The organism is Agromyces sp. C10 (assembly GCF_023217995.1).
Taxonomy (GTDB): domain Bacteria; phylum Actinomycetota; class Actinomycetes; order Actinomycetales; family Microbacteriaceae; genus Agromyces; species Agromyces indicus.
The window spans coordinates 57,915-78,748 of the sequence record NZ_JALPSX010000001.1 but is presented as its reverse complement, the minus strand read 5'-3'; the positions used below and the strand labels follow the sequence as shown (position 1 = coordinate 78,748).

General features: G+C 71.4%; 30 protein-coding genes. 14 read left to right on the top strand and 16 right to left on the bottom strand.

Going from position 1 to position 20,834, the window contains the following annotated elements:
* Positions 1–2: 2 nt before the first annotated feature.
* Genes M1L56_RS00465 through M1L56_RS00455 form a run of 3 tightly spaced genes read right to left on the bottom strand, consistent with a single transcriptional unit; the run spans position 3 to position 1,959 of the window.
* Positions 3–587 (bottom strand): DUF6036 family nucleotidyltransferase, encoded by a 585-nt coding sequence (locus M1L56_RS00465; RefSeq protein WP_248597699.1) that lies wholly within the window; start codon positions 585–587, stop codon positions 3–5.
* Positions 587–1,165 (bottom strand): helix-turn-helix domain-containing protein, encoded by a 579-nt coding sequence (locus M1L56_RS00460; RefSeq protein ID WP_248597698.1) that lies wholly within the window; start codon positions 1,163–1,165, stop codon positions 587–589. The genes M1L56_RS00465 and M1L56_RS00460 overlap by 1 nt, the downstream gene beginning before the upstream one ends.
* Positions 1,166–1,200: 35 nt before the next feature.
* Positions 1,201–1,959: an STAS/SEC14 domain-containing protein gene (locus M1L56_RS00455; RefSeq protein WP_248597983.1), complete on the bottom strand. Its 759-nt coding sequence runs from the start codon at positions 1,957–1,959 to the stop codon at positions 1,201–1,203.
* 259 nt (positions 1,960–2,218) lie between these two features.
* Here M1L56_RS00455 and M1L56_RS00450 point away from each other — a divergent pair, with 259 nt between their 5' ends.
* The 3 genes from M1L56_RS00450 to M1L56_RS00440 all read left to right on the top strand — a co-directional run bounded on the left by M1L56_RS00450 (position 2,219) and on the right by M1L56_RS00440 (position 5,181).
* Positions 2,219–2,575, top strand: a complete 357-nt coding sequence (locus tag M1L56_RS00450) for an iron chaperone (RefSeq protein ID WP_248597697.1) — start codon at positions 2,219–2,221, stop codon at positions 2,573–2,575.
* A 242-nt stretch (positions 2,576–2,817) separates the two neighbouring features.
* Complete coding sequence (locus M1L56_RS00445) at positions 2,818–3,408, top strand: PadR family transcriptional regulator (protein WP_248597696.1); 591 nt, start codon at positions 2,818–2,820, stop codon at positions 3,406–3,408.
* Positions 3,409–3,447: 39 nt separating this feature from the next.
* Positions 3,448–5,181: an AarF/ABC1/UbiB kinase family protein gene (locus tag M1L56_RS00440; RefSeq protein ID WP_248597695.1), complete on the top strand. Its 1,734-nt coding sequence runs from the start codon at positions 3,448–3,450 to the stop codon at positions 5,179–5,181.
* 25 nt (positions 5,182–5,206) lie between these two features.
* Here the strand turns inward: M1L56_RS00440 and M1L56_RS00435 are convergent, their stop codons facing one another.
* The 5 genes from M1L56_RS00435 to M1L56_RS00415 form a co-directional block, all read right to left on the bottom strand.
* Complete coding sequence (locus M1L56_RS00435; RefSeq protein WP_248597694.1) at positions 5,207–5,521, bottom strand: hypothetical protein; 315 nt, start codon at positions 5,519–5,521, stop codon at positions 5,207–5,209.
* A 13-nt stretch (positions 5,522–5,534) separates the two neighbouring features.
* Positions 5,535–5,813 carry a hypothetical protein gene (locus tag M1L56_RS00430; protein WP_248597693.1) on the bottom strand — a complete coding sequence of 93 codons (279 nt, stop codon included), beginning with the start codon at positions 5,811–5,813 and terminating at the stop codon, positions 5,535–5,537.
* Between the two features lie 16 nt (positions 5,814–5,829).
* Positions 5,830–6,507 (bottom strand): hypothetical protein, encoded by a 678-nt coding sequence (locus M1L56_RS00425; RefSeq protein WP_248597692.1) that lies wholly within the window; start codon positions 6,505–6,507, stop codon positions 5,830–5,832.
* Positions 6,504–6,806, bottom strand: a complete 303-nt coding sequence (locus tag M1L56_RS00420) for a hypothetical protein (RefSeq protein ID WP_248597691.1) — start codon at positions 6,804–6,806, stop codon at positions 6,504–6,506. Before M1L56_RS00420 ends, M1L56_RS00425 begins: the two co-directional genes overlap by 4 nt.
* A gap of 127 nt (positions 6,807–6,933) precedes the next feature.
* Positions 6,934–7,869 carry a LysR family transcriptional regulator gene (locus tag M1L56_RS00415; protein WP_248597690.1) on the bottom strand — a complete coding sequence of 312 codons (936 nt, stop codon included), beginning with the start codon at positions 7,867–7,869 and terminating at the stop codon, positions 6,934–6,936.
* Positions 7,870–7,941: 72 nt separating this feature from the next.
* On the opposite strand from M1L56_RS00415, the gene M1L56_RS00410 reads away from it, so the two are divergent.
* Both M1L56_RS00410 and M1L56_RS00405 read left to right on the top strand, forming a co-directional pair.
* On the top strand, positions 7,942–8,922 hold the full coding sequence (locus M1L56_RS00410) for an EamA family transporter (protein WP_248597689.1): 981 nt from the start codon (positions 7,942–7,944) through the stop codon (positions 8,920–8,922).
* Entirely contained in the window at positions 8,919–9,284 is a 366-nt protein-coding gene (locus M1L56_RS00405; RefSeq protein ID WP_248597688.1) for a cupin domain-containing protein, read from the top strand. Before M1L56_RS00410 ends, M1L56_RS00405 begins: the two co-directional genes overlap by 4 nt.
* Before the next feature lie 260 nt (positions 9,285–9,544).
* Here M1L56_RS00405 and M1L56_RS00400 read toward each other — a convergent pair whose 3' ends face one another.
* Positions 9,545–10,219, bottom strand: coding sequence for a LysE family transporter (locus M1L56_RS00400; protein WP_248597687.1), 675 nt, complete (start codon positions 10,217–10,219; stop codon positions 9,545–9,547).
* 81 nt (positions 10,220–10,300) lie between these two features.
* Between M1L56_RS00400 and M1L56_RS00395 the strand changes: the two genes are divergently transcribed.
* Positions 10,301–10,753, top strand: a complete 453-nt coding sequence (locus M1L56_RS00395; protein WP_248597686.1) for an Lrp/AsnC family transcriptional regulator — start codon at positions 10,301–10,303, stop codon at positions 10,751–10,753.
* A gap of 24 nt (positions 10,754–10,777) precedes the next feature.
* Here M1L56_RS00395 and M1L56_RS00390 read toward each other — a convergent pair whose 3' ends face one another.
* From M1L56_RS00390 to M1L56_RS00375, 4 genes are all read right to left on the bottom strand, one after another.
* Positions 10,778–11,146, bottom strand: a complete 369-nt coding sequence (locus M1L56_RS00390) for a nuclear transport factor 2 family protein (RefSeq protein ID WP_248597685.1) — start codon at positions 11,144–11,146, stop codon at positions 10,778–10,780.
* A gap of 88 nt (positions 11,147–11,234) precedes the next feature.
* A complete protein-coding gene (locus M1L56_RS00385) occupies positions 11,235–12,191 on the bottom strand; it encodes an alpha/beta hydrolase (RefSeq protein ID WP_248597684.1) in 957 nt (318 codons plus the stop codon).
* Positions 12,188–12,787: a helix-turn-helix domain-containing protein gene (locus M1L56_RS00380; RefSeq protein WP_248597683.1), complete on the bottom strand. Its 600-nt coding sequence runs from the start codon at positions 12,785–12,787 to the stop codon at positions 12,188–12,190. Before M1L56_RS00380 ends, M1L56_RS00385 begins: the two co-directional genes overlap by 4 nt.
* Positions 12,788–12,790: 3 nt before the next feature.
* Entirely contained in the window at positions 12,791–13,141 is a 351-nt protein-coding gene (locus tag M1L56_RS00375; RefSeq protein ID WP_248597682.1) for a hypothetical protein, read from the bottom strand.
* 106 nt (positions 13,142–13,247) lie between these two features.
* On the opposite strand from M1L56_RS00375, the gene M1L56_RS00370 reads away from it, so the two are divergent.
* Entirely contained in the window at positions 13,248–13,598 is a 351-nt protein-coding gene (locus M1L56_RS00370) for a Fe-S protein (protein WP_248597681.1), read from the top strand.
* 11 nt (positions 13,599–13,609) lie between these two features.
* On the opposite strand, the gene M1L56_RS00365 is transcribed toward M1L56_RS00370, so the two are convergent.
* Together M1L56_RS00365 and M1L56_RS00360 are read right to left on the bottom strand one after the other, a co-directional pair.
* Complete coding sequence (locus M1L56_RS00365) at positions 13,610–14,287, bottom strand: SGNH/GDSL hydrolase family protein (RefSeq protein ID WP_248597680.1); 678 nt, start codon at positions 14,285–14,287, stop codon at positions 13,610–13,612.
* A gap of 14 nt (positions 14,288–14,301) precedes the next feature.
* Complete coding sequence (locus M1L56_RS00360) at positions 14,302–14,547, bottom strand: zinc-ribbon domain-containing protein (protein ID WP_248597679.1); 246 nt, start codon at positions 14,545–14,547, stop codon at positions 14,302–14,304.
* 154 nt (positions 14,548–14,701) lie between these two features.
* On the opposite strand from M1L56_RS00360, the gene M1L56_RS00355 reads away from it, so the two are divergent.
* The 7 genes from M1L56_RS00355 to M1L56_RS00325 are packed head-to-tail and all read left to right on the top strand — an operon-like array spanning position 14,702 to position 19,763.
* Positions 14,702–15,040 (top strand): PadR family transcriptional regulator, encoded by a 339-nt coding sequence (locus M1L56_RS00355; RefSeq protein ID WP_248597678.1) that lies wholly within the window; start codon positions 14,702–14,704, stop codon positions 15,038–15,040.
* Between the two features lies 1 nt (position 15,041).
* Positions 15,042–15,410, top strand: a complete 369-nt coding sequence (locus tag M1L56_RS00350; protein WP_248597677.1) for a DUF1048 domain-containing protein — start codon at positions 15,042–15,044, stop codon at positions 15,408–15,410.
* A complete protein-coding gene (locus tag M1L56_RS00345; protein ID WP_248597676.1) occupies positions 15,407–16,243 on the top strand; it encodes an ABC transporter ATP-binding protein in 837 nt (278 codons plus the stop codon). The genes M1L56_RS00350 and M1L56_RS00345 overlap by 4 nt, the downstream gene beginning before the upstream one ends.
* Positions 16,240–17,004: an ABC transporter permease gene (locus M1L56_RS00340; RefSeq protein ID WP_067946246.1), complete on the top strand. Its 765-nt coding sequence runs from the start codon at positions 16,240–16,242 to the stop codon at positions 17,002–17,004. The genes M1L56_RS00345 and M1L56_RS00340 overlap by 4 nt, the downstream gene beginning before the upstream one ends.
* 28 nt (positions 17,005–17,032) lie before the next feature.
* Positions 17,033–18,070 carry an NADPH:quinone reductase gene (locus M1L56_RS00335; protein ID WP_248597982.1) on the top strand — a complete coding sequence of 346 codons (1,038 nt, stop codon included), beginning with the start codon at positions 17,033–17,035 and terminating at the stop codon, positions 18,068–18,070.
* Between the two features lie 45 nt (positions 18,071–18,115).
* Entirely contained in the window at positions 18,116–18,760 is a 645-nt protein-coding gene (locus tag M1L56_RS00330; RefSeq protein ID WP_248597675.1) for an HD domain-containing protein, read from the top strand.
* A 55-nt stretch (positions 18,761–18,815) separates the two neighbouring features.
* Positions 18,816–19,763 carry a hypothetical protein gene (locus M1L56_RS00325; protein WP_248597674.1) on the top strand — a complete coding sequence of 316 codons (948 nt, stop codon included), beginning with the start codon at positions 18,816–18,818 and terminating at the stop codon, positions 19,761–19,763.
* Here M1L56_RS00325 and M1L56_RS00320 read toward each other — a convergent pair.
* Entirely contained in the window at positions 19,760–20,827 is a 1,068-nt protein-coding gene (locus M1L56_RS00320; protein ID WP_248597673.1) for a winged helix DNA-binding domain-containing protein, read from the bottom strand. The genes M1L56_RS00325 and M1L56_RS00320 overlap by 4 nt on opposite strands.
* Positions 20,828–20,834: the final 7 nt, after the last annotated feature.

Genomic DNA, 20,834 nt, shown 5'->3' with positions numbered 1-20,834 from the left:
CACTACGGCTCCGGGTCGAGGATCGGCGGCGGCGGCGTGACCGGCGGCACGAGCGGTCCGCCTGCGAGGATCCGCTCGACCATTCCCCACGCACGGTCGGTGAGCGAGTCGCCGGGGAAGAACTCGCTGAAGAGCGCGTCTGCGGCATCGACCGAGTCGATGCCGCAGACAGCGAGCAGTTGCCGGATGTCGTCGGTGTCGCGGCCTGGGCGGCTGGCCTTGAGCTTCATCGCAAGCAACGCGTCCGCGGGCGCCACCTCGATCGTCACGAGGTCGTCGTGGTGGACCGGCTCCCACCGGATGTCGCGTCCCCACCAAGGCGCGAGCTGGGCTGCCTTGAAGTTCAGCCAGTCGAGCTGCCACCCCCGGCGTTCCGCCACACGTTCGGCCGCGGCCAGGACCGAGCCCTCCTCCCCCGGACTCACCTGGACGGCGTCGATGTCGACAGTGGTTCGTCGATCGAAGTGACGCAGCGCCAACGCACCGCCCCCGACGATGCGCAACCCGACCGGCTCGCCCGCCGCGTGCAGCTCTGCGACGAGTTCGCGCAGCCCGTCGATGAGGTCGTCCCGATCGAGGAGGATCATCACACGCTCTCCACGGAGTCGCGCCAGACGAGCACCCCGTGCTTGAGGAACTCGGTCGGAACCTCAGCGCGAGGCGGAATCGGGTCGGCCGGGTCGACGACGAGGGGTCGCGCGCGCTCGAGGTGTCGGGCAGGGGCACTGGTCCAGGCAGGAGCCGGCACGCCATCCTGGTTCAGTCGGTAGTCGACGAGCGCCGCGATCGCGGCATCCCACGTCTTCGAACCGGTCAGCTCGGGCTCGGTGATAGCGAGGATGCCGCGGAGCAGGCCGCGCTCAGCCACCAGATGATCGTTCATCTGGATGAAGTATCGGAACGCCATCACCCGGTCGTCGCGCGCGAGCGCGTGCCGGATCTCGGCGGCGATCGTCGCGACGTCGTCGCGTGTGGTCGCCGCCGCGTAGAGCCGGTGCCCTGCCCCCGCGAGGAGGCGGCTGGCAGTGTCGAAGCGCGGGTCTTCGTGCGCGTTCTCGGCGATCGCGACACGGCTCTGCGAGAGCCCGGCGCGGCGTGCGAGCTCGCGCTGGGAAAGACGGCGGGATCGACGCGCCGAACGGACCAGCGTTGCAATGTCCGTCATACACACCTCCCTAAGATTCGGCAAACAGAATCATATCACCGGGACTGTGGGCAATGTCTTCTGTGAGGAAGGTCGCGAGAGGGTGTGGTGGTGCCGAGGGAGACGGTTCTCAGACCGCTAATGAACAGAGCCGGCCGGATGCCGCGCTGCCGCGACATCCGACCGGCCGACCGCTGACTCAGGGCGCGGTCTTCACGCCCTCCGGCAGATCGACCGCCTCGTCCGCGAACTCCTGGTCGAGCGACGGCACCGGACGCCGGAACCAGCGCGTCGCGAAGGCGGCGGCGATCGAGTACATCACGGGTCGACGCGCGCGCGTCGAGGCCCGCACCGGGCCCGAGCAGCGGATGCGCGAATGCCTGCGCCTCGGCATCCCGATGGAGGGCGAGCCGTCGTTCGACGCGACCGTGCTGCTGATCGAGCTCGGAGCCCTGAGCACGCGCAACCACGGGTTCGACGCGGCCGCAGACGAGTTCGAGCGCGCGCAGGTCGAGCTGTTCGAACAGATCGTCGACGAAGGCGTCGCGGCCGGCCTCGCTCCGGAGCCAGGCCCAAGCGGCATCCGGATCTTCGAAGTACGCCGCCTCCCGCGCGTAGAAAGCGAGATGCGCCAGGCGCTCCTCCCACTTCTTGTGGCCGACGATCGCCATGCGCGCGACCTTCTCGTGGAACTCGTGACCGAAGCGCAGGTCGGCACCCCACGCCCCGACCTTCTCCCACCGGAAGTCGGTGAGATCGAGCATGAGCTTCACCTCGCCGTGCTCCTCGACCGCGGCCTCGACCGCGGGCGTCAGGACGTCGTAGTCGGCTTCGTCACGTCGCCGGACACGACGAACCCGAGGATGTCACCGCTGCGGCGGTCGGACTGCGTGATCGTCATCGGAGTACTCCGCTCTGTCGTCATGCTCATCCTCGCGCGGTGTCGCGCCGGAGTCGAGGGCGGTCGCTCCGCGAGGGCGCGGCGAGCGCGCGTCGCAGGGGTGGCGCGCGTCGCAGGGGTGGCGCGCGTCGCAGGGGTGGCGCGGAGGCATCCGCACTGGCACCATTCCCCTCATGACCGCCCAGAGCGTCGATGAGTACGTGGCGTCGTTCCCCGACGAGATCGCTGCGCGGCTCGCGCAGGTGCGCGCGGCGATCCGGGCCGAGGTTGCCGATCCCGAGGAGAGGATGCGCTACGGCATCGCCGCGGTGATGCTGGGCGGGCGGTACGCGCTCCACTTCGCCGGATGGAAGCGGCACATCGGGGTCTACCCGGTTCCCCCGCTGCCGGAGCCGCTCGAGTCGGAGGTGGCGCCGCACCGATCGGGCAAGGACTCGGTCACGTTCCCGCACGCGGACCCGCTCCCTCTCGACCTGATCACGCGGATGACCCGGGCGATCATCGCCGAGCGGCGGAGCGAGGCGGGCTGACGCGCCGCCGCGGCCGCACGAGCGGGGCGTCGGGCACTTCTCCTTCACAGGCGCGGGTTCGGGCGATTCATCCACAGACAGAATGCCGGGCCCGAGTTCGGGGAAGGCGGGTTCGCGAAGGCGCAGGGCTTCCACAACCCGGCGCTTCTTCCCAGCCAATTCACGACCACCCCGACGGCTCACCGATATATCGTTGACATATCGTCGAGACCCGATCAGGGCCCCGGTTCAGGGAGGTCATCATGAGCGATCCATTCGGCAGCACGTTCGGCAGCGGCTCGAGCAACTGGGGCAAGGGCGGTCCCGGCCAAGGGTTGTGGGAGGCGATGGAGCAGCTGCGCGGCATGTTCGAGCAGAAGGTCGCCCCGCGCATGGGCAAGGGCGACGTCCGCACGGCGGTGCTCGCGCTCCTCGCCGAGAAGCCGATGCACGGCTACCAGATCATCAGCGAGATCTCCGAGCGCAGCGGCGGCGTATGGAAGCCGAGCGCGGGCTCGGTGTATCCGACGCTGCAGCTGCTCGCCGACGAGGGCCTCATCACCGCCGAGGAGGAGGGCGGCCGCAAGACGTACACGCTCACCGAGATGGGCAGGGCCGAGGCCGCGTCATCCGCTGACCGCGCGCCGTGGCCGACCGGCAGCAGCACCAGCGGCAGCAGCAGCAGCGGCCGCCGCGACTTCGGCCACGCCGGGCCGCTCGCCAAGTCCGGCATGGAACTTGCCCAGGCCGCAGCCCAGGTGGGACGCACGGGCACGCCCGAGCAGGTGCAGCAGGCGGTCGACATCCTCGACGAGGCGCGTCGACGGCTCTACTCGATCCTCGCCCAGGACTGACGCTCGGTGGCCTCGACACGTCGGCGTCCGACAGGCAGGATGCCCGATGTGGGGAACACGCGCGCCCGCTACCGGAGGATTCTGCGGTTCGCTGCGCGCTACATCGTCCAGACGTGGTGGTACGAACTCGTCCTGACCCGCTTCGGGCTGACGAAGTTCGTCGCCCGCGGGCGCACGGCACGGATGACGCGCATCGCGCAGCGCTTCCACGTGCTCGCCGTCGACCTCGGTGGGCTCATGATCAAGGTCGGCCAGTACATGTCGTCGCGGCTCGACGTGCTGCCGCCCGAGATCACCCGCGAGCTCGCCGGGCTGCAGGACGAGGTGCCGCCCGTCCCGTTCGACGACATCCGGCGCCTCGCGGAGGCCGAGCTGGGGGTGCCGCTCGAGCGGGCGTACGCGTCGTTCGACCCGACGCCGCTCGCCGCGGCATCCCTCGGCCAAGCCCACCGCGCCCGGCTCGCATCCGTCGACGCCGGCGACATGGGCTACGACGAGGCCGTCGTCAAGGTGCAGCGGCCCGGCATCGAGGTGATCGTCGACGTCGACCTCGCGGCGCTGCGCCGGGTCGCTGGATGGCTGAACCGCGTGCGATTCGTCGCGAACCGCGTCGACCTGCCCGCGCTCGTCGAGGAGTTCGCCACCACCAGCCTCGAGGAGATCGACTACCTGCACGAGGCGCAGAACGCCGAGCGGTTCGCCGCGAACTTCGCCGACGACCCGCGCGTGGCCGCCCCCGAGGTCGTCTGGGAGCGCACCACCCGCCGCGTGCTCACGCTCGCCGACGTCACCGCGATCAAGATCAGCGACCGCGCGGCGCTCGTCGCCGCGGGCATCGACCCGAAGCAGGTCGCGCATCAGTTCGCCGCCGTCATGTTCGACCAGCTGTTCCGCGACGGGTACTTCCATGCCGACCCGCACCCGGGCAACGTCTTCGTCACGCCGGTCGCCGGGCCCGCGGCATCCGCTTCGGCTTCGCCATCGCTCGGGGCGACGGATGCCGCGGCGCCGGCGTGGCAGCTCACCTTCATCGACTTCGGCATGATGGGCGAGGTGCCCGACGGCCTGCGCCGCGGCCTGCAGCAGCTCATGCTCGCGGTCGCCGCGCGCGACGGGAAGCGCCTGGTGCAGGCCATCCAGGGCGTCGGCTTCCTGCTGCCGACCGCTGAGACCTACGAGCTCGAGCGGGCGATGACCGAGCTGTTCGCGCGGTTCGGCGGCATGGGCTTCGCCGAGCTCGCGCAGGTCGACGAGCGCGAGCTGCGCAGCTTCGCGATCGAGTTCGGCGAGGTCGTGCGGTCGCTGCCGTTCCAGCTGCCGGAGAACTTCCTGCTCATCATCCGCGCCATGTCCCTGACCTCGGGCATGTGCAGCACCCTCGACCCCGAGTTCAACCTGTGGGACGCCGTCGAACCCTACGCCGCGCAGCTGCTGCGCGACCAGCGCGGCGGGCTCGTGCAGACCGTCGGGCGCGAGGCGCTGTCGGTGGCCGGCACCGCCTGGCGACTGCCGGGCCGCCTCGAGGGGCTGGTCGACCGCGTCGAATCCGGGCGCCTCGTCGCGCAGTCGCCACGCATCGAGCAGCGGATGACGCGCCTCGAGCGCGTCGCCGGCCGCATCGTGTCGGCGGTGGTGTTCGTCGGCCTGTTCCTCGGCGGCATCCTGCTGCGGGACGACGAGCCCGGGTGGGGTGTGGCGCTCATCGTGGCATCCGTCGTGCCGTTGCTGCACGCGGTGTTCGCGGGGGTGTTCGGGCGGCGCGGGCCCGGGTGACCGCCCAGCCGTCGCGCCGGCGAACTCAGTAGCAGTTGCAGACCCAGACCCACCGAGCCGACGCACCAGAGCCGACGCGCTCGCGCCAGCATTCACCGTTGCCGCCCGGGCAGAGCAGACGCGCGGCGCTGAACTCCTCCGACGCCGGCGAGCTGCCGACGATCAGGCGTCCCTCGAACGGTTGCAGGTGCTCGAAGAACGGTGCTGGTTCCGGAGGCGCCGTCTCCGGGTCATCGGCGAGAACCGCAGCGGCGTGATCGAGGTACTGCTGAATGGCTGCTTGGCCATCCGGCGCTCCCAGGACCTGCGATTGGACCTTCCCTTGGCCGGAATGAATCATCAGGCTTTTCCCTTCAGCACTTCTTCACGCAGCGCACGCGGCCTGAACCATCGCAGAAGCAGACTCGGCACTCGTCGTTGTCGTAGTAGCAGACCTCTTCGCCGCGCGAGAGCGCTTCACGCTGGAAAACCTCTGGGACGTCGCGGGGAAAACGGTGCGACGGCACACCGCTCAGGGTGAACTCGTGCCCGACCGATGGCCACGGGCCGTTCACCGCGGTGATGAACTTCTCATCGTCGAACACCACCTCGAACTCGTTGTCGGATTCATCCGTGAGGACAGTCGATGCCACGATGGCTCCTTTCTCATCAGGCGTTCCTCGGCGGATTGTCGGCGAGGTACTGCGCGATCGCCTCAGCGCGGGCGGTCCGGTTCTCCTTCGACCAGTCGGGCCACGCGTACTTGGATCCGACCGCGTCCAGCGCATCCGATCCGGAGGGGAACAGGATCCGGTCTCCGTCGCGCCACGCGCCGCTCGTCGCGAAGACCAGACGTGCGCCTGCAGGATCTGCGGGGTCGCGACGAGCGTCGTATGCCTTCGTGAACGCCTTCTGTACGGCGTCGCCGATGAGCCCGTCGAGATCTTCAGGCTTCGAGGCAAGTCCGGTGACCAGCGCCGCGAGCGCGGCGGAAACCGCGGCGACGACGGCCTTCAGCTGGGTCTGCTGCGCCGCGACCACCGCATCCTCGCCCTCGCCGGGGGCAGCAACCGCGATCTCGACGCCGATGACGATGGCCAGACCAGCGGCCACGGCCGCAATCACGCCGATCGAGACGGCGGTGCGCTCGAACCATCGCAGTGCACCGACCGGATCTTCAGGAAGTCGGCTCTTCGCGACCCTGCCGATCGCCCATCCGCCGGTAGCCGCCGCGACGAAGGTGGTCAGGGGCAACCACGGTCCAACGCGATACCAGAGGTACGCGAGCACCGCGCCGCCGAGCGCGAAGGACAGTGCACGGATGGGCAACGCAAACGCCGACATCACCAGAAACCGCTCGTGTGAGAAGGACGGTGGCGACAGCGGTCCCGAACTCCCGACTCGGTCATTTCGCGGTAGATGTCCGCGAACGGATACTCCTGCTTGCACTCGCCGATGTATACGGGTCCCGCCTCGGCGAGGTCGCGCAGCACTTCCCTGGTCGCATCCGCGTCGAGGCTGCCGAGCAGCTCGTTCAGGTCTTCGAGGCCACGCGGGCCGCGATTGCGCGTGAACAGCGAGAGCGCCTCACGTGACACCGCCGAAGATCCTCGGACCTCTTCCGCGTCGTCGCCGGATTCCGTCATCTCAGACACCCCTGAGGCACAGGGTAGGGATCGTCAGGCGGTTCCTGCGCCCCCCAAGGGAGGGTGGGATGCGCGGGCGGAGAGACGCGGATCGAGGTATGACCTCGGTGTGGGCCTCGGGGCGCCGCTACCCGCCATCGCGCGCCCGCACCGCAGCCTGCACCGCGTCGAGCACCGCCTGCAGCGCGGGCGAATCCGCCTGGCTGCGGCGGTGCACGGCGGCGATGTCGCGCACCGATGCGGGGCGGGCGGTGGGGATCGCCACGAGATCGTCGGGCAGCGCCGACCGGCCGAGGCGCGGCACGAGCGCGACCCCGAGGCCCGCGCGAACGAGCTCGAGGTGGTTCTCGAACTCCATCGACTCGTGCACGATGCGCGGCGCGTTCGAGACGCCGTCGAACAGGCGGCGCAGCCACTGCCGGCAGATGGTCGAGTCGAAGGTCGCGATCCAGCGCTCGTCGGCGAGGTCGGCGGGCGTCAACTCGACGCGGTCGGCGAGCGGGTGCTCGCGTCGCAGGATCACGTCCGCGACATCCGTGAACAGGGCCGTCTCGACGAGGTGCCCGGGCATCGCGAGCGCCACGCCGCCCCAGCGGTGCACGATGCCGAGATCGCGTTGACCGGATGCCACGAGCGCGACGGTCTCCCACGGTTCGCTCTCGCGCAGCGGCACGCGCAGATCGGGGTGCGCGCCCTGCAGGTCGGCGAGGACGTGGACGAGCAGGCCGCGCACCGCGGTGGAGAAGGCGCCGACGCGCACCTCCCCAGTGATCCGACGCTCCGCGCTGTCGGCTCGCGACCCGCCGGCGAGCTGCAGGTCGGCCTCGATGCGTTCGAGGTCGGCGAGCACGCTCGCGGATGACGTGACGAGCTGCCGACCGGCATCCGTCAGCACGACGCCGCGACCGGCGCGCTCCAGGAGGGCGACCCGCGTGCCGCGCTCGAGGCGCTTGATCTGCTGCGACACGGCCGACGGTGTGAAGCCGAGCGCGTCGGCCGCAGCGGCGACGCTGCCGTTCGTGGCCACCGCACGCAGCGCGACCACGCCTTCGAGATCGATCATGCAGCGATGCTACCGATTCAGATGAAGAAATGAACGCTGGTGCTTCCGGATGCGACGCGTTGGAGTAGTGCCATGACGAGACGCGACATGCTGCTGGCTGCGCTGGTGGCGACGATGTGGGGGTTCAACTTCGTCGTGATCGACTGGGGCATGGCCGGCATCCCCCCGGTGTTCTTCGTCGCCGTGCGCTTCGCCGTCGTCGCACTCGCGGTCGTGGTCGTGCCGCGCCCGCTGGCGAGCTGGCGCACCGTCGTGGGCGTCGGACTGTTCATGAGCCTCGGGCAGTTCGCGCTGCTCTACACGTCCATCGCACTCGGTCTGCAGCCCGGCATCGCCGCGTTGCTCCTGCAGGCGCAGGTCGTGCTGACCATCGTCGTCGCCGCGCTGGCGCTCCGCGAGCGGCCCACCCGACTGCAGGCCGCCGGCGTCGCGATCGGCACCGTCGGGCTCGGCGTCGTGGCGCTCGGACGCGGCGGCGACGCGCCGGCGCTCGCCGTCGTGCTGTGCCTGCTCGCCGCGCTCTCGTGGGCGGTCGGCAACGTGATCGCGCGCCGCGCCGGACCCGTCGCACCGGCTCGACGGTACGGGGCGTTGTCGCTCACGGTGTGGTCGGCGCTCGTCGTGCCGCTTCCGGCGCTCGGCCTGTCGGCGATCATCGAGGGCCCCGACGCGATCGCCGCCGGCATCGCGGCGTTCGGCTGGCGGCCCATCCTCTCGACGCTGTACACCGCGGGGCTCTGCACCCTCATCGGCTACGCGATCTTCAACGGGCTGCTCGCCCGCAACCGCTCGGCGTCGGTCGTGCCGTGGGTGCTGCTCGCCCCCGTCGTCGCGATGGCCTCCGCGGCGCTGCTGCTCGGCCAGGTGCCGAACGTGTGGGAGACGGTCGGCGGCGCGGTGCTCGTGGCGGGCGTCTTCATCGCGAACGCGCCGGCCCGCCGGCAGGTTCGCGCCGCCGAACCCGACGCCGCTGAACCCGAGGCCCCAGAACCCGAGGCCGCCGAACCCGAGCATTGCGAACCGTCGCCGCCCCGCGCGACGATCGAACGATGAGCGCTCAGGTCCGCAACGTCTACGCCGCCCTCGACTCGTTCTCGGAGCACTGGCAGCCCCGCCGGCTCGCGAGTGTGAACGACTACGACGTCAAGGTCGTGAAGGTCCTCGGCGAGTTCACCTGGCATTCGCACCCGGACACCGACGAGCTGTTCATGGTGCTGTCGGGTCAGCTCGTGATCCAGCTGCGCGACGGCGACGTGGAGCTCGGCCCCGGCGACGTCTACGTCGTGCCGCGCGGGGTCGAGCACTGCCCGAGGGCGGACGGCGAGGTCTCGGCGATCCTCATCGAACCGCAGGGCGTCGTGAACACCGGCGACACCCCGAGCGAGCGCACCACCGTGCTGCGCGAGCTCGACTGACCAGGCCGGAGACAGGACTGACGGAAGATGCACACGTCTGGGCCGTCGGCTGCGCCATCCTCGCCCTCGGATGGGTCGTCACGGCGGTGCTCGCCTCGCGGCGGACGCGTCCGCGCGACGTCACCACCTGACCGACCGACCGAGCGCGAACGGCGCGGCTCCACTCGCCCGGTACTTCGGTACCGACTTTTAGGAGGACGAACTGCTTCCCGGCCGCGCCGCGGCGATCGCCCCCACGCGGTCGCGCGGCACCCCGCGGCTCACGCCACGAGGTGCGCCGCCTGCTCCACCACGAGCACCACCGCGAGCACGATCATCGCCGCCCCCGAGACGCGCGAGACGAGCCGCATCGCCGACGGGCGGAGGCGCAGCACCGTCCGCGCGCCGTAGCCGACGAGCGAGTACACGAGGGCGCACGCGCCGACGAAGATCAGGCCGAGCACCGCGAGCTGCACCGGGATCGGCCAGGCGCCCGCGGCATCCGTGAACTGCGGCAGCAGCACCACGAGCACGAGCAGCCCCTTCGGGTTGAGCCCGCTGACGCCGGCGCCCTGCAGCACGCGCAGCCACGGTCGAGCGGATGCCGGGGGCACGTCGCCGTCGGCGGACGCGACCGTTCCCCCGATCCCGCCGGCGCCCGCGACTGCGACCGCCACGGGCGGCTGCCGCAGCACGCGCACGCCGAGGTACGTGAGGTAGATCGCCGCGGCGAACGTCAGCGCGACGATGAACCCGGGCAGGGCCGCGACGGCCGCACCCACGCCGATCGCGACCGCCGCGACCGTGGCGAGGTAGCCGAGCAGGATGCCGGCGAGCGACGGCAGCACGCTCCGCTCGCGCATCCCCGACGCGATCAGGTACGCCCAGTCGGGGCCGGGCAGCACGACCATCAGCACCATCATCACCGCGGCGGCGATCAGCAGTTGCGTGTCCACACGAGAACGGTACGGATGCCGCGGGAGAAGCCGCTGCCGTGTTCAACCTCGCCGCGCGTCATCCGTGGAAGAATTCACGTCGTGGACGCCATCGACCGGAAGATCCTTGCCGAACTGCAACGCGACGGCCGGCTGAGCCTGACCGAGCTCGCCGAGCGGGTGAACCTCAGCATGTCGCCGACGCACCGCCGGCTGCGGGCACTCGAGGCGTCCGGCGCGATCACCGGGTACCGGGCGGTCATCGACCCGAACGCGGTCGGCATGGGCTTCGGCGCGCTCGTCTTCGTCACGATGGCGCAGGCCAACCGCGACACCGTGCCCGCGTTCGACGCGGCCGTCACCGAGATCCCCGAAGTGATCCAGGCGTTGCGCCTCTTCGGCGACCCCGACTACCTGCTGCAGGTCGCGGTCGCCGACCTGCGCGCGTACGAGCGCCTGTGGGACGAGAAGCTCTCGGCACTGCCGGGCGTCGCGCGCGTGCAGTCGACGCTGGTCATGAAGACCGTCGTCGACGACCGGGCACTGCCGCTCTGACCGAGCGGCGCCCCCGGAGCCCGATCAGCTGGGCAGCGCGATCGTGTACGACACGATCTCGGTGATGCACCCGTCGCCGTCGAAGTCGTACAGGTCGCAGGATGCCACGATCGACACGTCGCCCGCGGCATCCGTGTACCGCGCCAGGCTGTCGACCACCACGCTGTCCTCGCCGACGACGCTGCGGAACCGCTGGAACTCGGTCGTGACCTCGGCGAGCTGCGCCGCCGTGCGCTCGACGGCCTTCTTCACCTTCTTCCGCCCCACGATCGGATCGGAGCCGACGACGGTCCAGATCACGTCGTCGGCGAGGCGGGGCAACGCGACGTCGAAGCGGTGGCTCGAGAACGCTCGGGCGATCTTCTCGGTCGATTCCTCGGTCATGACGTCCATGCAGGTCGCTCCCTCCCGTGTGATCCGCGCCTTCGCGGATGACGGATGCGATCAGCCTCGACCCGGCGGCGGCGATCGTCAAGAGCCGTCAGGCGTCGGCGCCACCGCCGGTCGCGTGGCCGCGGGCCGCGACCCACGACGAGACCCGGTCGAGCAGCTCGCGGTCCACGGGCTGCTTGACGTGCGACCGGTACGCCGCGAACGAGGCGGTGTCGCCGGCGTCGCGTCGCAGCAGGTGCGTGAGGCGCTCGGGCCGTTCGATCTCGACGGGGCCCGCGACGGTCGCGGCGATGCGCTCGAGGTCGTCGGGGTCGACCTGCAGGTCGTGGTCGCCCGTGATCGCGAGGACGGGCATCGACAGGCGCGCGAGGTCCGGAGCCGGGTCGTAGGCGATGAGCTCCCGGTGCCACTTGGCGTTGACCCGGCGACCCTCGAGCCGGATCACGTCGGTCGTGCTCTGCCGGAAGCGCTCGACGTTGCGGCGCTGCTTCTCGATGAGGTCGATGCGAAGCAGCCGCAGGATGCCGCGGACCAACCTCGGCATCGTCGGCACGATCTGCCGGGCCTGCCAGGCGAGCATCCGCTCCCCCACGACCGCCGGCGCGGCGAGCAGCACGGTACCGGCCAGGTCCGGCTCGTCGGCGGCGACGCGGGTCGCGATGATCGCGCCCTCGCTGTGGCCGACCAGCACGACGGGCACTCCGGGCAGGCGCTCGCGAAGCGCGGCGAGGGCAGCCGCGGCATCCGTCGTGTTGTCGCTGAGCCCGGCGCTCAAGAAGTCGCCGCCGGACGCACCGACGCCGCGCTTGTCGTAGCGCAGGGTCGCCACGCCGGCACCGGCGAGCGCGTGCGCCAGTTCACGCGTGATGCCGAGGCGCATGCGCGGGTGGTCGCTGTCGCGGTCGACCGGTCCAGACCCGGGAACGAGCAGCGCGGCCGCCCGCGGGGCGTCGGCGGGGAGGGCGAGGGTTCCGGCGAGGCGCACGTCGCCGACGGCGACGTCGAAGGCGGTCTCGGTGAGGGTCGGGGTGGAAGCGGTGATCATGTCGTTCCCGTCGAGGTCGAAGAGGCGGAGGAGGAGGGCGCGGGGGCCGGAGCGGCATCCGTCGCATCGGGGATGAGCACGGTCGACAGCACGCGGCGAACCCGGCCGTCGCCCGGGCCGTTGCCGGCGTAGCGCGAGGCGAGATCCCGGAGGCCGGCGATGAACTCGTCGGTCTCGTCGTCGGTCATCCACAGCGCGACCTGCCGGTAGCCGACGCGGTCGCGCTCGAAGTCGACGTCGCCGCGGGCGAGGTACCCGTCGAACCCGGCGAGCAGCCCGGCGACGTACGCGGCGAACGCGCGGCGGTGCTCCTCGGGCGTCATCCCGGCGAGGTCGTCGCCGGTGATTCGGGCGGCGTCGAGCTGCAGTTCCCACGTGCGCTCGACGGCGCCGCGGACCCGTCGCTCGTCGACGGCGACGAGCACGCCCGCCTCCGCGAGCGTGGCGACCTGCCGGTAGAGCGTCGCGGTGGTCACGCCCGGCAGTTCGTCGCCGAGCTGGGCGGTCGTGAGCCGGCGCCCGCCGAGCAGGGCCTGGATGATGCGGAGCCGGACCGGGTGCAGGACCAGCTCGACGGTGTCGGTGGGGCCGGCCATCGCTCAGCGCACCGCCGCCCGGAGCCGGTCGCGGAGCGACGCGGCATCCGTCGTCGAGAGCACCAGCCGGTCGTATCGCTGCCCCTCGAGGTCGACCACGAGCGCCGGCTGCCCGGCGCGCGCGACCACGAAGGTGCGGCGACCGCGACCGCGCCACGTGCCGACGCGGGTGAGCCCGGGAATCGCGAGCCCCGGGGCGCGCAGCCCTCGGACGGCGTCGAAGGCGTTGTCGACGACGTCGACGTGGCCGATGGCGGTTACCGGAACACGGAGGTCGCCGAGCAGGCCGGCGATCTTCTCGCGGCGCGTGAGTGCCACCTCGAGGTGTCCGTCGGTGAGGCGGATGTCGGCCATGGCGGAGTCCTTTCGTCGTGGACTCCATTATTCTCACTAGTGCGAACGCTGTCAAACGCGCGAATATTGCACGGCGCCGCCCGCCCGTTCCCGGTAACCTGCAGGTATGGAGACCCTTCGCGATATCGTCGTGCTCATCCACCTCGTCGGCTTCGCCGTCCTCTTCGGCGCCTGGGTCGTCGAACTGGTCAACGGCAAGCGCGGCATCACGCGGGTCATGCACTGGGGTCTCGCGATCGCCGCCGTCGCCGGCCTGGCGCTCGCCGCGCCGTGGGGTCTCGACGGCGACCTGAACTACGCCAAGATCGGCACGAAGCTCGTGATCCTGCTGGTCATCGGCGCGCTGCTCGGCATCGGCGCCGCCCGTCAGCGCAAGAGCGGATCGGTGTCGCCGGCGATCTTCTGGCCGATCGGCCTGCTGACGCTCGCCAACGCGGCCATCGCCGTCATCTGGTAACGGCCTGAGGCTCAGCCGGCGACGAGTTCGCCGGCGATCGCCTCGCCGAGCACGCGGGCTCCATCCTCGGACGGGTGGAGACCGTCGAACGACATGCCCGCCCGGAACGTGCCGTCGGAGGTGCGCAGGTCGGCGGCGGCGTCGACGAAGCGCCAGCCGCGCTCGTCCGCGAACTCCTCGAGCTGCTCGTTGAACTCGACGGGCCCCTGGGGGAAGGCGTCCATGGGCGGGATCGAGGAGACGACGACGTCGTCGATCCCGACCGCGTCCACGATCCGCTCGAGGTTCGCCGACGTCTCGGCGAACGGAATGCCGAACGCCACGTCGTTCGTGCCCGCGAGGACGACGAGCGTGTCCGCGTCGACCTCGGCGGCCGCGTCCGCCATGCGCGCAGTCGTCGCACCCCACACCGCCCAGCCGCCGGCGAACACGACCCCAGCGTCGACGACGTAGGCCGCCCACGAGGCCGGACCGATCTCGCCGGCGGCGAAGTTCCGGCTGTCGGCATCCGTGATCGAGTCGCCGACCGCGGCGAACGAGCCGCCGGTGCGGTCGGGGTCGTCGGGGTCGGATGCCGCGGGGCGGTCCGGCGTCGCATCGGACCCGCTCGGCGGAGCCCCGTTCGGCGCGCACCCGAGCAGCACCCACGCGGCGGCGGCCACGGCGAGGATTCCCCCGCGTCGCGTCATCCGCTCGCCCACGCTCAGCGCGCCCAGGTCACCGCCGCTGCGCGCATCGCCGCGTCGCGGCTGAGCTCGGTCGCCCAGCCGCAGTTCGTGCAGACCATCACGTAGGTGCGGCCGAACGTGAACAGGGGGATGAAGAACACCCAGAGGCGACTGCCCGCCTCGAGGAATCGCTGCTGCGCCACCTCGTGGCAGTGCTCGCAGCGCAGGGTGGCGGCGGCGATCTGCCGCTCACGCGGGAAGACGCCGGCGAAGAAGAACATGCCCCGATGCTAGGCGGGCCGCCTGATCGCGGGCAGGGGCTTGCGCATCCACCCCGCGACCGAACGAATTCGGTATTCAGTCTTGCTATCTACCGGTACTCCGTCTTACTATCTACCAGTACCCAGTGACACCGAGTACCGCGAGGAGGTGCTGATGGGCAAGCAGATGACCGAGATGCTGAAGGGCACGCTCGAGGGCATCGTGCTCGCGCTGCTGGCCGACCGGCCGGCGTACGGCTACGAGATCACCGCACGACTGCGCGAGCAGGGGTTCAGCGACATCGTCGAGGGCACCGTGTACGCGCTGCTCGTCCGCGTCGAACAGCGCGGACTCGTCGACGTCCAGAAGGTGCCCTCCGAGAAGGGACCGCCCCGCAAGGTGTACTCGCTCAACCCGCAGGGGCGCGCGTACCTCGACGAGTTCTGGAGGACCTGGAGCTTCCTCGCAGAGCGCATCGGACAGCTCCACGACGACACCGAAGGAGACGACTGACATGGCCGCCAAGTGGATCGAAGCCCTCACCGGCTCGCTCGAGCAGAAGAAGCAGTACAAGCAGGCCAAGGCCCGGATCGACGGGCTCCCCGAGCCGTACCGCACCGCCGCGCAGGCCCTGCACCGGTACTTCATGTACTACGGCGGCATCACCGAGGGCGACACGCTCGTGACGATGTTCGTCGACCTCGCCGACCTGTTCGAGCGGGCCGCGACCGACCGGATGCCGCTCCGCGAGATCGTCGGCGACGACCCCGTGGAATTCGCCGAGACCTTCGCCCAGGCCTACGGCGGCACCCGCTGGATCGACAAGGAGCGCGCACGCCTCATCACGGCGATCGACGACGCCGAACGGAAGGAACCGCGATGACCACCGCAACCGCCACCGCCCCGGCCATCCGGGTGCAGGGCGTCGAGAAGTCGTTCGGCGAGGTGCCGGTGCTGCGCGGCGTCGACTTCGACGTGCAGCCCGGGAGCATCTTCGCGCTGCTCGGCTCGAACGGCGCCGGCAAGACGACGCTCGTCCGCATCCTGTCGACGCTGCTGAAGGCCGACGCGGGGACCGCGTCGGTGCACGGGTTCGACGTCGGCGCGGCGCCGGGCGACGTGCGCGAGTCGATCAGCCTCACCGGGCAGTTCGCCGCCGTCGACGAGGTGCTGACCGGGCGCGAGAACCTCGTGCTCGTCGCGAAGCTCCGGCACCTGAAGGAGCCGGGGGCGATCGCCGACGACCTGCTCGCCCGGTTCTCGCTGACCGACGCGGGCGACCGCCGCGCCGGCACCTACTCCGGCGGCATGCGCCGCCGGCTCGACATCGCCATGAGCCTCATCGGCGATCCGCCCGTCATCTTCCTCGACGAACCGACCACCGGGCTCGACCCGCAGGCGCGCATCGAGGTGTGGCAGGCGATCACCGGGCTCGCGGCATCCGGCACCACCGTGCTCCTGACCACGCAGTACCTCGACGAGGCCGAGCAGCTCGCCGACCGGATCGCGATCCTCCACCGCGGGGTGATCATCCAGAACGGCACGCTCGCCGAGCTGAAGCGGCTGATGCCCGCCGCGAAGGTCGAGTACGTCGAGAAGCAGCCCACGCTCGAGGAGGTGTTCCTGGCGCTCGTCGGAGAGCCGGAACCCGCCGAGCACGCGACATTGGAGCGCGAGACACCCGAGCGCGCGACATCCGAAGGAGACCCGCGATGACCACCCACGTGATCCGCGACACCGGTGTGCTCACCGGTCGGTCGCTCACCCACATCCTCCGCAGCCCCGACACGATCATCACGACCGCGGTCACGCCGATCGCGCTCATGCTGCTGTTCGTGTACGTGCTCGGCGGGGCGATCCAGACCGGCAGCGGCGAGTCGTACGTGAACTACCTGCTGCCCGGCATCCTGCTCATCACGGTCGCGTCGGGCGTCGCCTACACGGCGTACCGGCTGTTCCTCGACCTTCAGGGCGGGATCTTCGAGCGGTTCCAGTCGATGCCGATCGCGCGGTCGAGCGTGCTCTGGGGGCACGTGCTCACCTCGCTCGTCGCGAACCTCGTGTCGCTCGCGATCGTCGTCGGCGTCGCACTGATCATGGGATTCCGCACCGGCGCCTCGGTGGGGGCGTGGCTCGCGGTCGCGGGAATCCTGACGCTGTTCACGCTGGCCCTCACCTGGCTGGCCGTGATCGCGGGGCTCTCGGCGAAGACCGTCGACGGGGCGAGCGCGTTCAGCTACCCGCTGATCTTCCTGCCGTTCATCAGCTCGGCGTTCGTGCCGACCGACTCGATGCCCGGGCCGGTCGCGTGGTTCGCCGAGAACCAGCCGGTGACCGCGATCGTCGACTCGCTGCGAGCGCTGTTCGCGGGCGAGCCGGTCGGCAGCGACCTGTGGGTCGCGCTGGCTTGGCTCGTCGGGATCCTCGTGGTCGCCTACGTCGGGGCGGTCGCGATCTACCGGCGGAAGATGAACTGAGCAGACCCGTCAGGATAGAGCCATGACCATGCGTGCGATCGCCTACTCCGAGACCGGCCCGTCGTCCGCACTCCGGCTCGTCGAGCGCGACCTGCCGCAGCCCGCCGCCGGCGAGGTGCGCGTGCGCGTCGTCGTCTCGGGCGTGAACCCGACCGACTGGAAGGCGCGCGCGGGCGCGTCGCCCGGCCGGTCGACGCCGTTCGACGAGGTCGTGCCGAACCAGGACGGCGCGGGCGTCGTCGATGCGGTCGGCGACGGGGTGACGGGGTTCGCGGAAGGCGACCGGGTGTGGGTGTTCCTCGCGGCGCACCAGCGTCCGACGGGCACGGCGCAGGAGTTCACGGTGCTGCCCGCGAGTCGCCTGGTGCACCTGCCGGATGCCGCGGGCTTCGATCTGGGCGCGTCGCTGGGGGTTCCGGCGATGACGGCGCACCGGGCGCTGACCGTGCACGAGGGCGGGCCGTCGCGGCTCGCGCCGGGCGCGCTCGAGGGGCGCACGGTGCTCGTCGCGGGTGGGGCGGGCGCGGTGGGGCACGCTGCCATCCAGCTCGCGCGGTGGGCGGGCGCCCGCGTGATCACGACGGTGAGCTCCCCCGAGAAGTCGGCGCTCGCGACTGCGGCGGGTGCGCAGCACGTGGTGAACTACCGAACGGATGACGCGGCCCGCGCCATCCGCGCCATCGCCCCCGACGGGGTCGACCAGGTGGTCGAGGTCTCCCCCGCCCGCAATGCGGCGTTGAACGCGCAGGTGCTCGCGAACCACGGCTCGGTTGCGGTGTACGCGACGGATGGCGGCGGGCAGATGTCGCTCGACGTGCGGCATCACTTCGCACTGAACGTGCGGTACCAGTTCCTGCTGCTGTACACGGTCGGTGATGCGGCGCTTGCGGCGGCAGCCGAGGATGTCTCCGCCGCCGTCGCGGACGGGGCGTTGCCCGTCGGCGAGGAGGCGGGGCTGCCGATCACGCGCTTCCCGCTCGAGCGCGCGGCGGAGGCGCACGACGCGGTCGCGGCGGGCACGGTCGGCAAGGTGCTCATCGACGTGGCGGACGAGCCGACGGACTGATCTCATCCTGATCGCCTGGGTGGAACTCGACACGACCACGACACCGTGACGCAACCTCGCTCCGACGCAACCCTCGGCGCCGCCCTGCTCGACATCGCCCGGCACGCGCCGACGCCATCCGAGGCGCTCCGCGCCGCCGGGATCATCGACGCCGTCCCCGAGCTCGCGGCCCTCGCGACCACGCCGCAGGACCCCGTCTGGCACCCCGAGGGCCACGTGCTCGTGCATTCGCTCTGGGCGGCCGACCTCGCCGCGACCGACGCCGACCACCGCGGACTCGACGTCGACCGGCGGGCGCTCCTCGTGCTGGCCGCGATGCTGCACGACGTCGGCAAGCCCGACACCACGCAGACGCGTGACGGGCGCATCATCTCGCCCGGCCACGCCGAGCGCGGCGCCGAGCTGATCCGGTCACTGGGCGAGCGGCTTGAGTTGCCGGGCCCGCTCGTGCGGGCGGTCGCGGCGATCGCGGAGACCCACATGGCGCATGTGTCGGTGCGCGGCGAACCGTCGCGCCGCGCCGTCCGCCGGTTGCGCGACCGCCTCGAGGCGGCGGGCACCTCGCTCGATGACTGGGGTGTCGTGGTCCGGTGCGACGGCGAGGCGCGCGGTGCGGCGGCGCGCCCGACGCATCCGTTCCGTGGCGGCGCGTGGCGCGCGACCTCGACGGTCGCTGAAGCGCAGACCTGACCGACGGATGCCGCGCCTCCGCCGCCATGTCGGTGGCCTCGGGCACGATGCTCGAATGGACGACGGAGTCATCGACTGGTTGCTCGACGCCGACCCGGCGATCACCTGGCAGGTGCGACGCGACCTGCTCGACGAACCGGCCGACGCGGTCGCCGCCGACCGCGCGCGCGTCGCGACCGAGGGCTGGGGCGCCGACCTGCTCGCGCTGCAGGCCGCCGACGGGTACTGGGGTGGCGCGGTCTACGGCGAACGCCTCGAACGCGACTCGGTGATGTGGACCCTGCAGGTGCTCACCCGGTTCGGCATCGACCCCGAGGCATCCGCCGTCGTCGAGGCGATCGAGAGGGTACGCGACGTGCGCTGGCCGGACGATGTCGGGGGCCGCCCCTTCTTCGACGGCGAGGTCGAGGAGTGCGTGAACGGCGGCGTCCTGACCTTCGGCGCCTACTTCGGCGTGCTCGGCGAAGGCGCCGACCAGATGGTCGAACGCCTGATCTCGCAGCGGCGCAGCGACGGCGGATGGAACTGCGCCGAACCCCGGCCCACGACGCGCTCGTCGTTCGACAGCACGCTGTGCGTGCTCGAGGGCCTGCGCGCGTACCAGCGCGCCACCGGGTCGACGGATGCCGCACTCGCCGACGTCATCGGCACCGGCGAGGAGTACCTGCTCGACCGGCACCTCCACCTGCGGAAGTCGACCGGCGAAGTCGCGAACGAGCGATACACCGACTTCGCGTTCCCCGCCTACTGGTACTACGACGTCCTTCGCGCGCTCGAGCACTTCCGCGGCAACGGCGGGCCGGCCGACCCCCGGCTCGACCCCGCCCTCGAGTTGCTCCGGTCACGGCGAGCGCCAGACGGACGATGGCCCGCCGGTCCGCAACGCCCCGCCCTGCGCGCCTGGGTGCTGGAGGAGGCCAAGGGCGACCCGAGCCGGTGGACGACGCTGCGCGCGCTCCGGGTGCTGCGCTGGGCCGGCGCCGACGCCGCCGAGGGGCGCTAGCCCTCGACGACCACGCGCGGCTCCAACCCGAGGTAGGCGCCGTAGCGGCCCGCCGCCGCGTCGAGCGCCGCGCGCTCCGACGACTGCAGGGGCCGGAGCGGGCGCAGCGTGAACGTGACGGACTTCGCGCCGACCGTGCGCCGCATGTCCGCCACGAACTGCCCGTCGACGAGCGCCATGCCGATGGCCGTCTCCCGCCCGCGGGTGAGGAGCCGGTCGGCGTCGATCACGAGGCGCGAGTCCTGGTACCCGCGGTACATCTCGTCGAGCAGTTGCAGCAGGTGCCCCGCCGGCTCCGCCGTGGTCGGCACCGCTCCGCCGACGTGCCGGTACGTGCGGTCGTCGTGCTCGAACGACTCGAGCCGGTCGCCCGCAGCCGCGATCCCGCGCCGCACGCCGGTGAGAGTCAGCGTCGCCCAGTACGCGAGGTCGCGCTCGGTGGCCGGACCGTGGGAGGTGAAGTAGCGCACCGCGAGCTCGGCAAGCGCCTCGTCGCGATCCAGCCGCCGGGGGTTCGGCACGCGGTCCGCGAACAGCGCGTACGTGTGCTCGCCGTCGCGCGGGGCGCCGCTGCAGATCAGCGCCCGCAGCTCGAGGCCGGCCAGGAGCAGCATCAGCTCCATGCCGACGAGCTCGAGACCGCGCGCGGCGAGCTCGTCGGCAAGGTCGCCGCGGGTTCGGTCGGGCGTCGCGGCGAGGATCGACATGACCGCATCGGCGAGTTGCGTCATCCGCTCGCCGTGCGCTCGCAACTGCGCATCGACCACCGGCAGGACTCGCGGCGCGGTGAGGTCGAGCAGCCACGCCGCGTCATCCGCGTCGACGTAGTGCCAGGTCGGCCGCAGCACGTGCGTGCGCAGCACCCGTCCGGCGGCGAGCTCGTCGGCGAGGTCCTCCTGCCGCGGGTTCGTCGTGCGCGTGGCGACCGCCCACGCCGACTGCGACGGATTCTCGGCCTGCACGCCGAGCAGCCGCGACACCACCTGCCGGGCGCCATCGACCGGGGCGGCGAGCAGCTGCGAGTGCAGCCGCCATCGGGCGAGGTCGCGATCGCTGGTCACCACTCTCGTC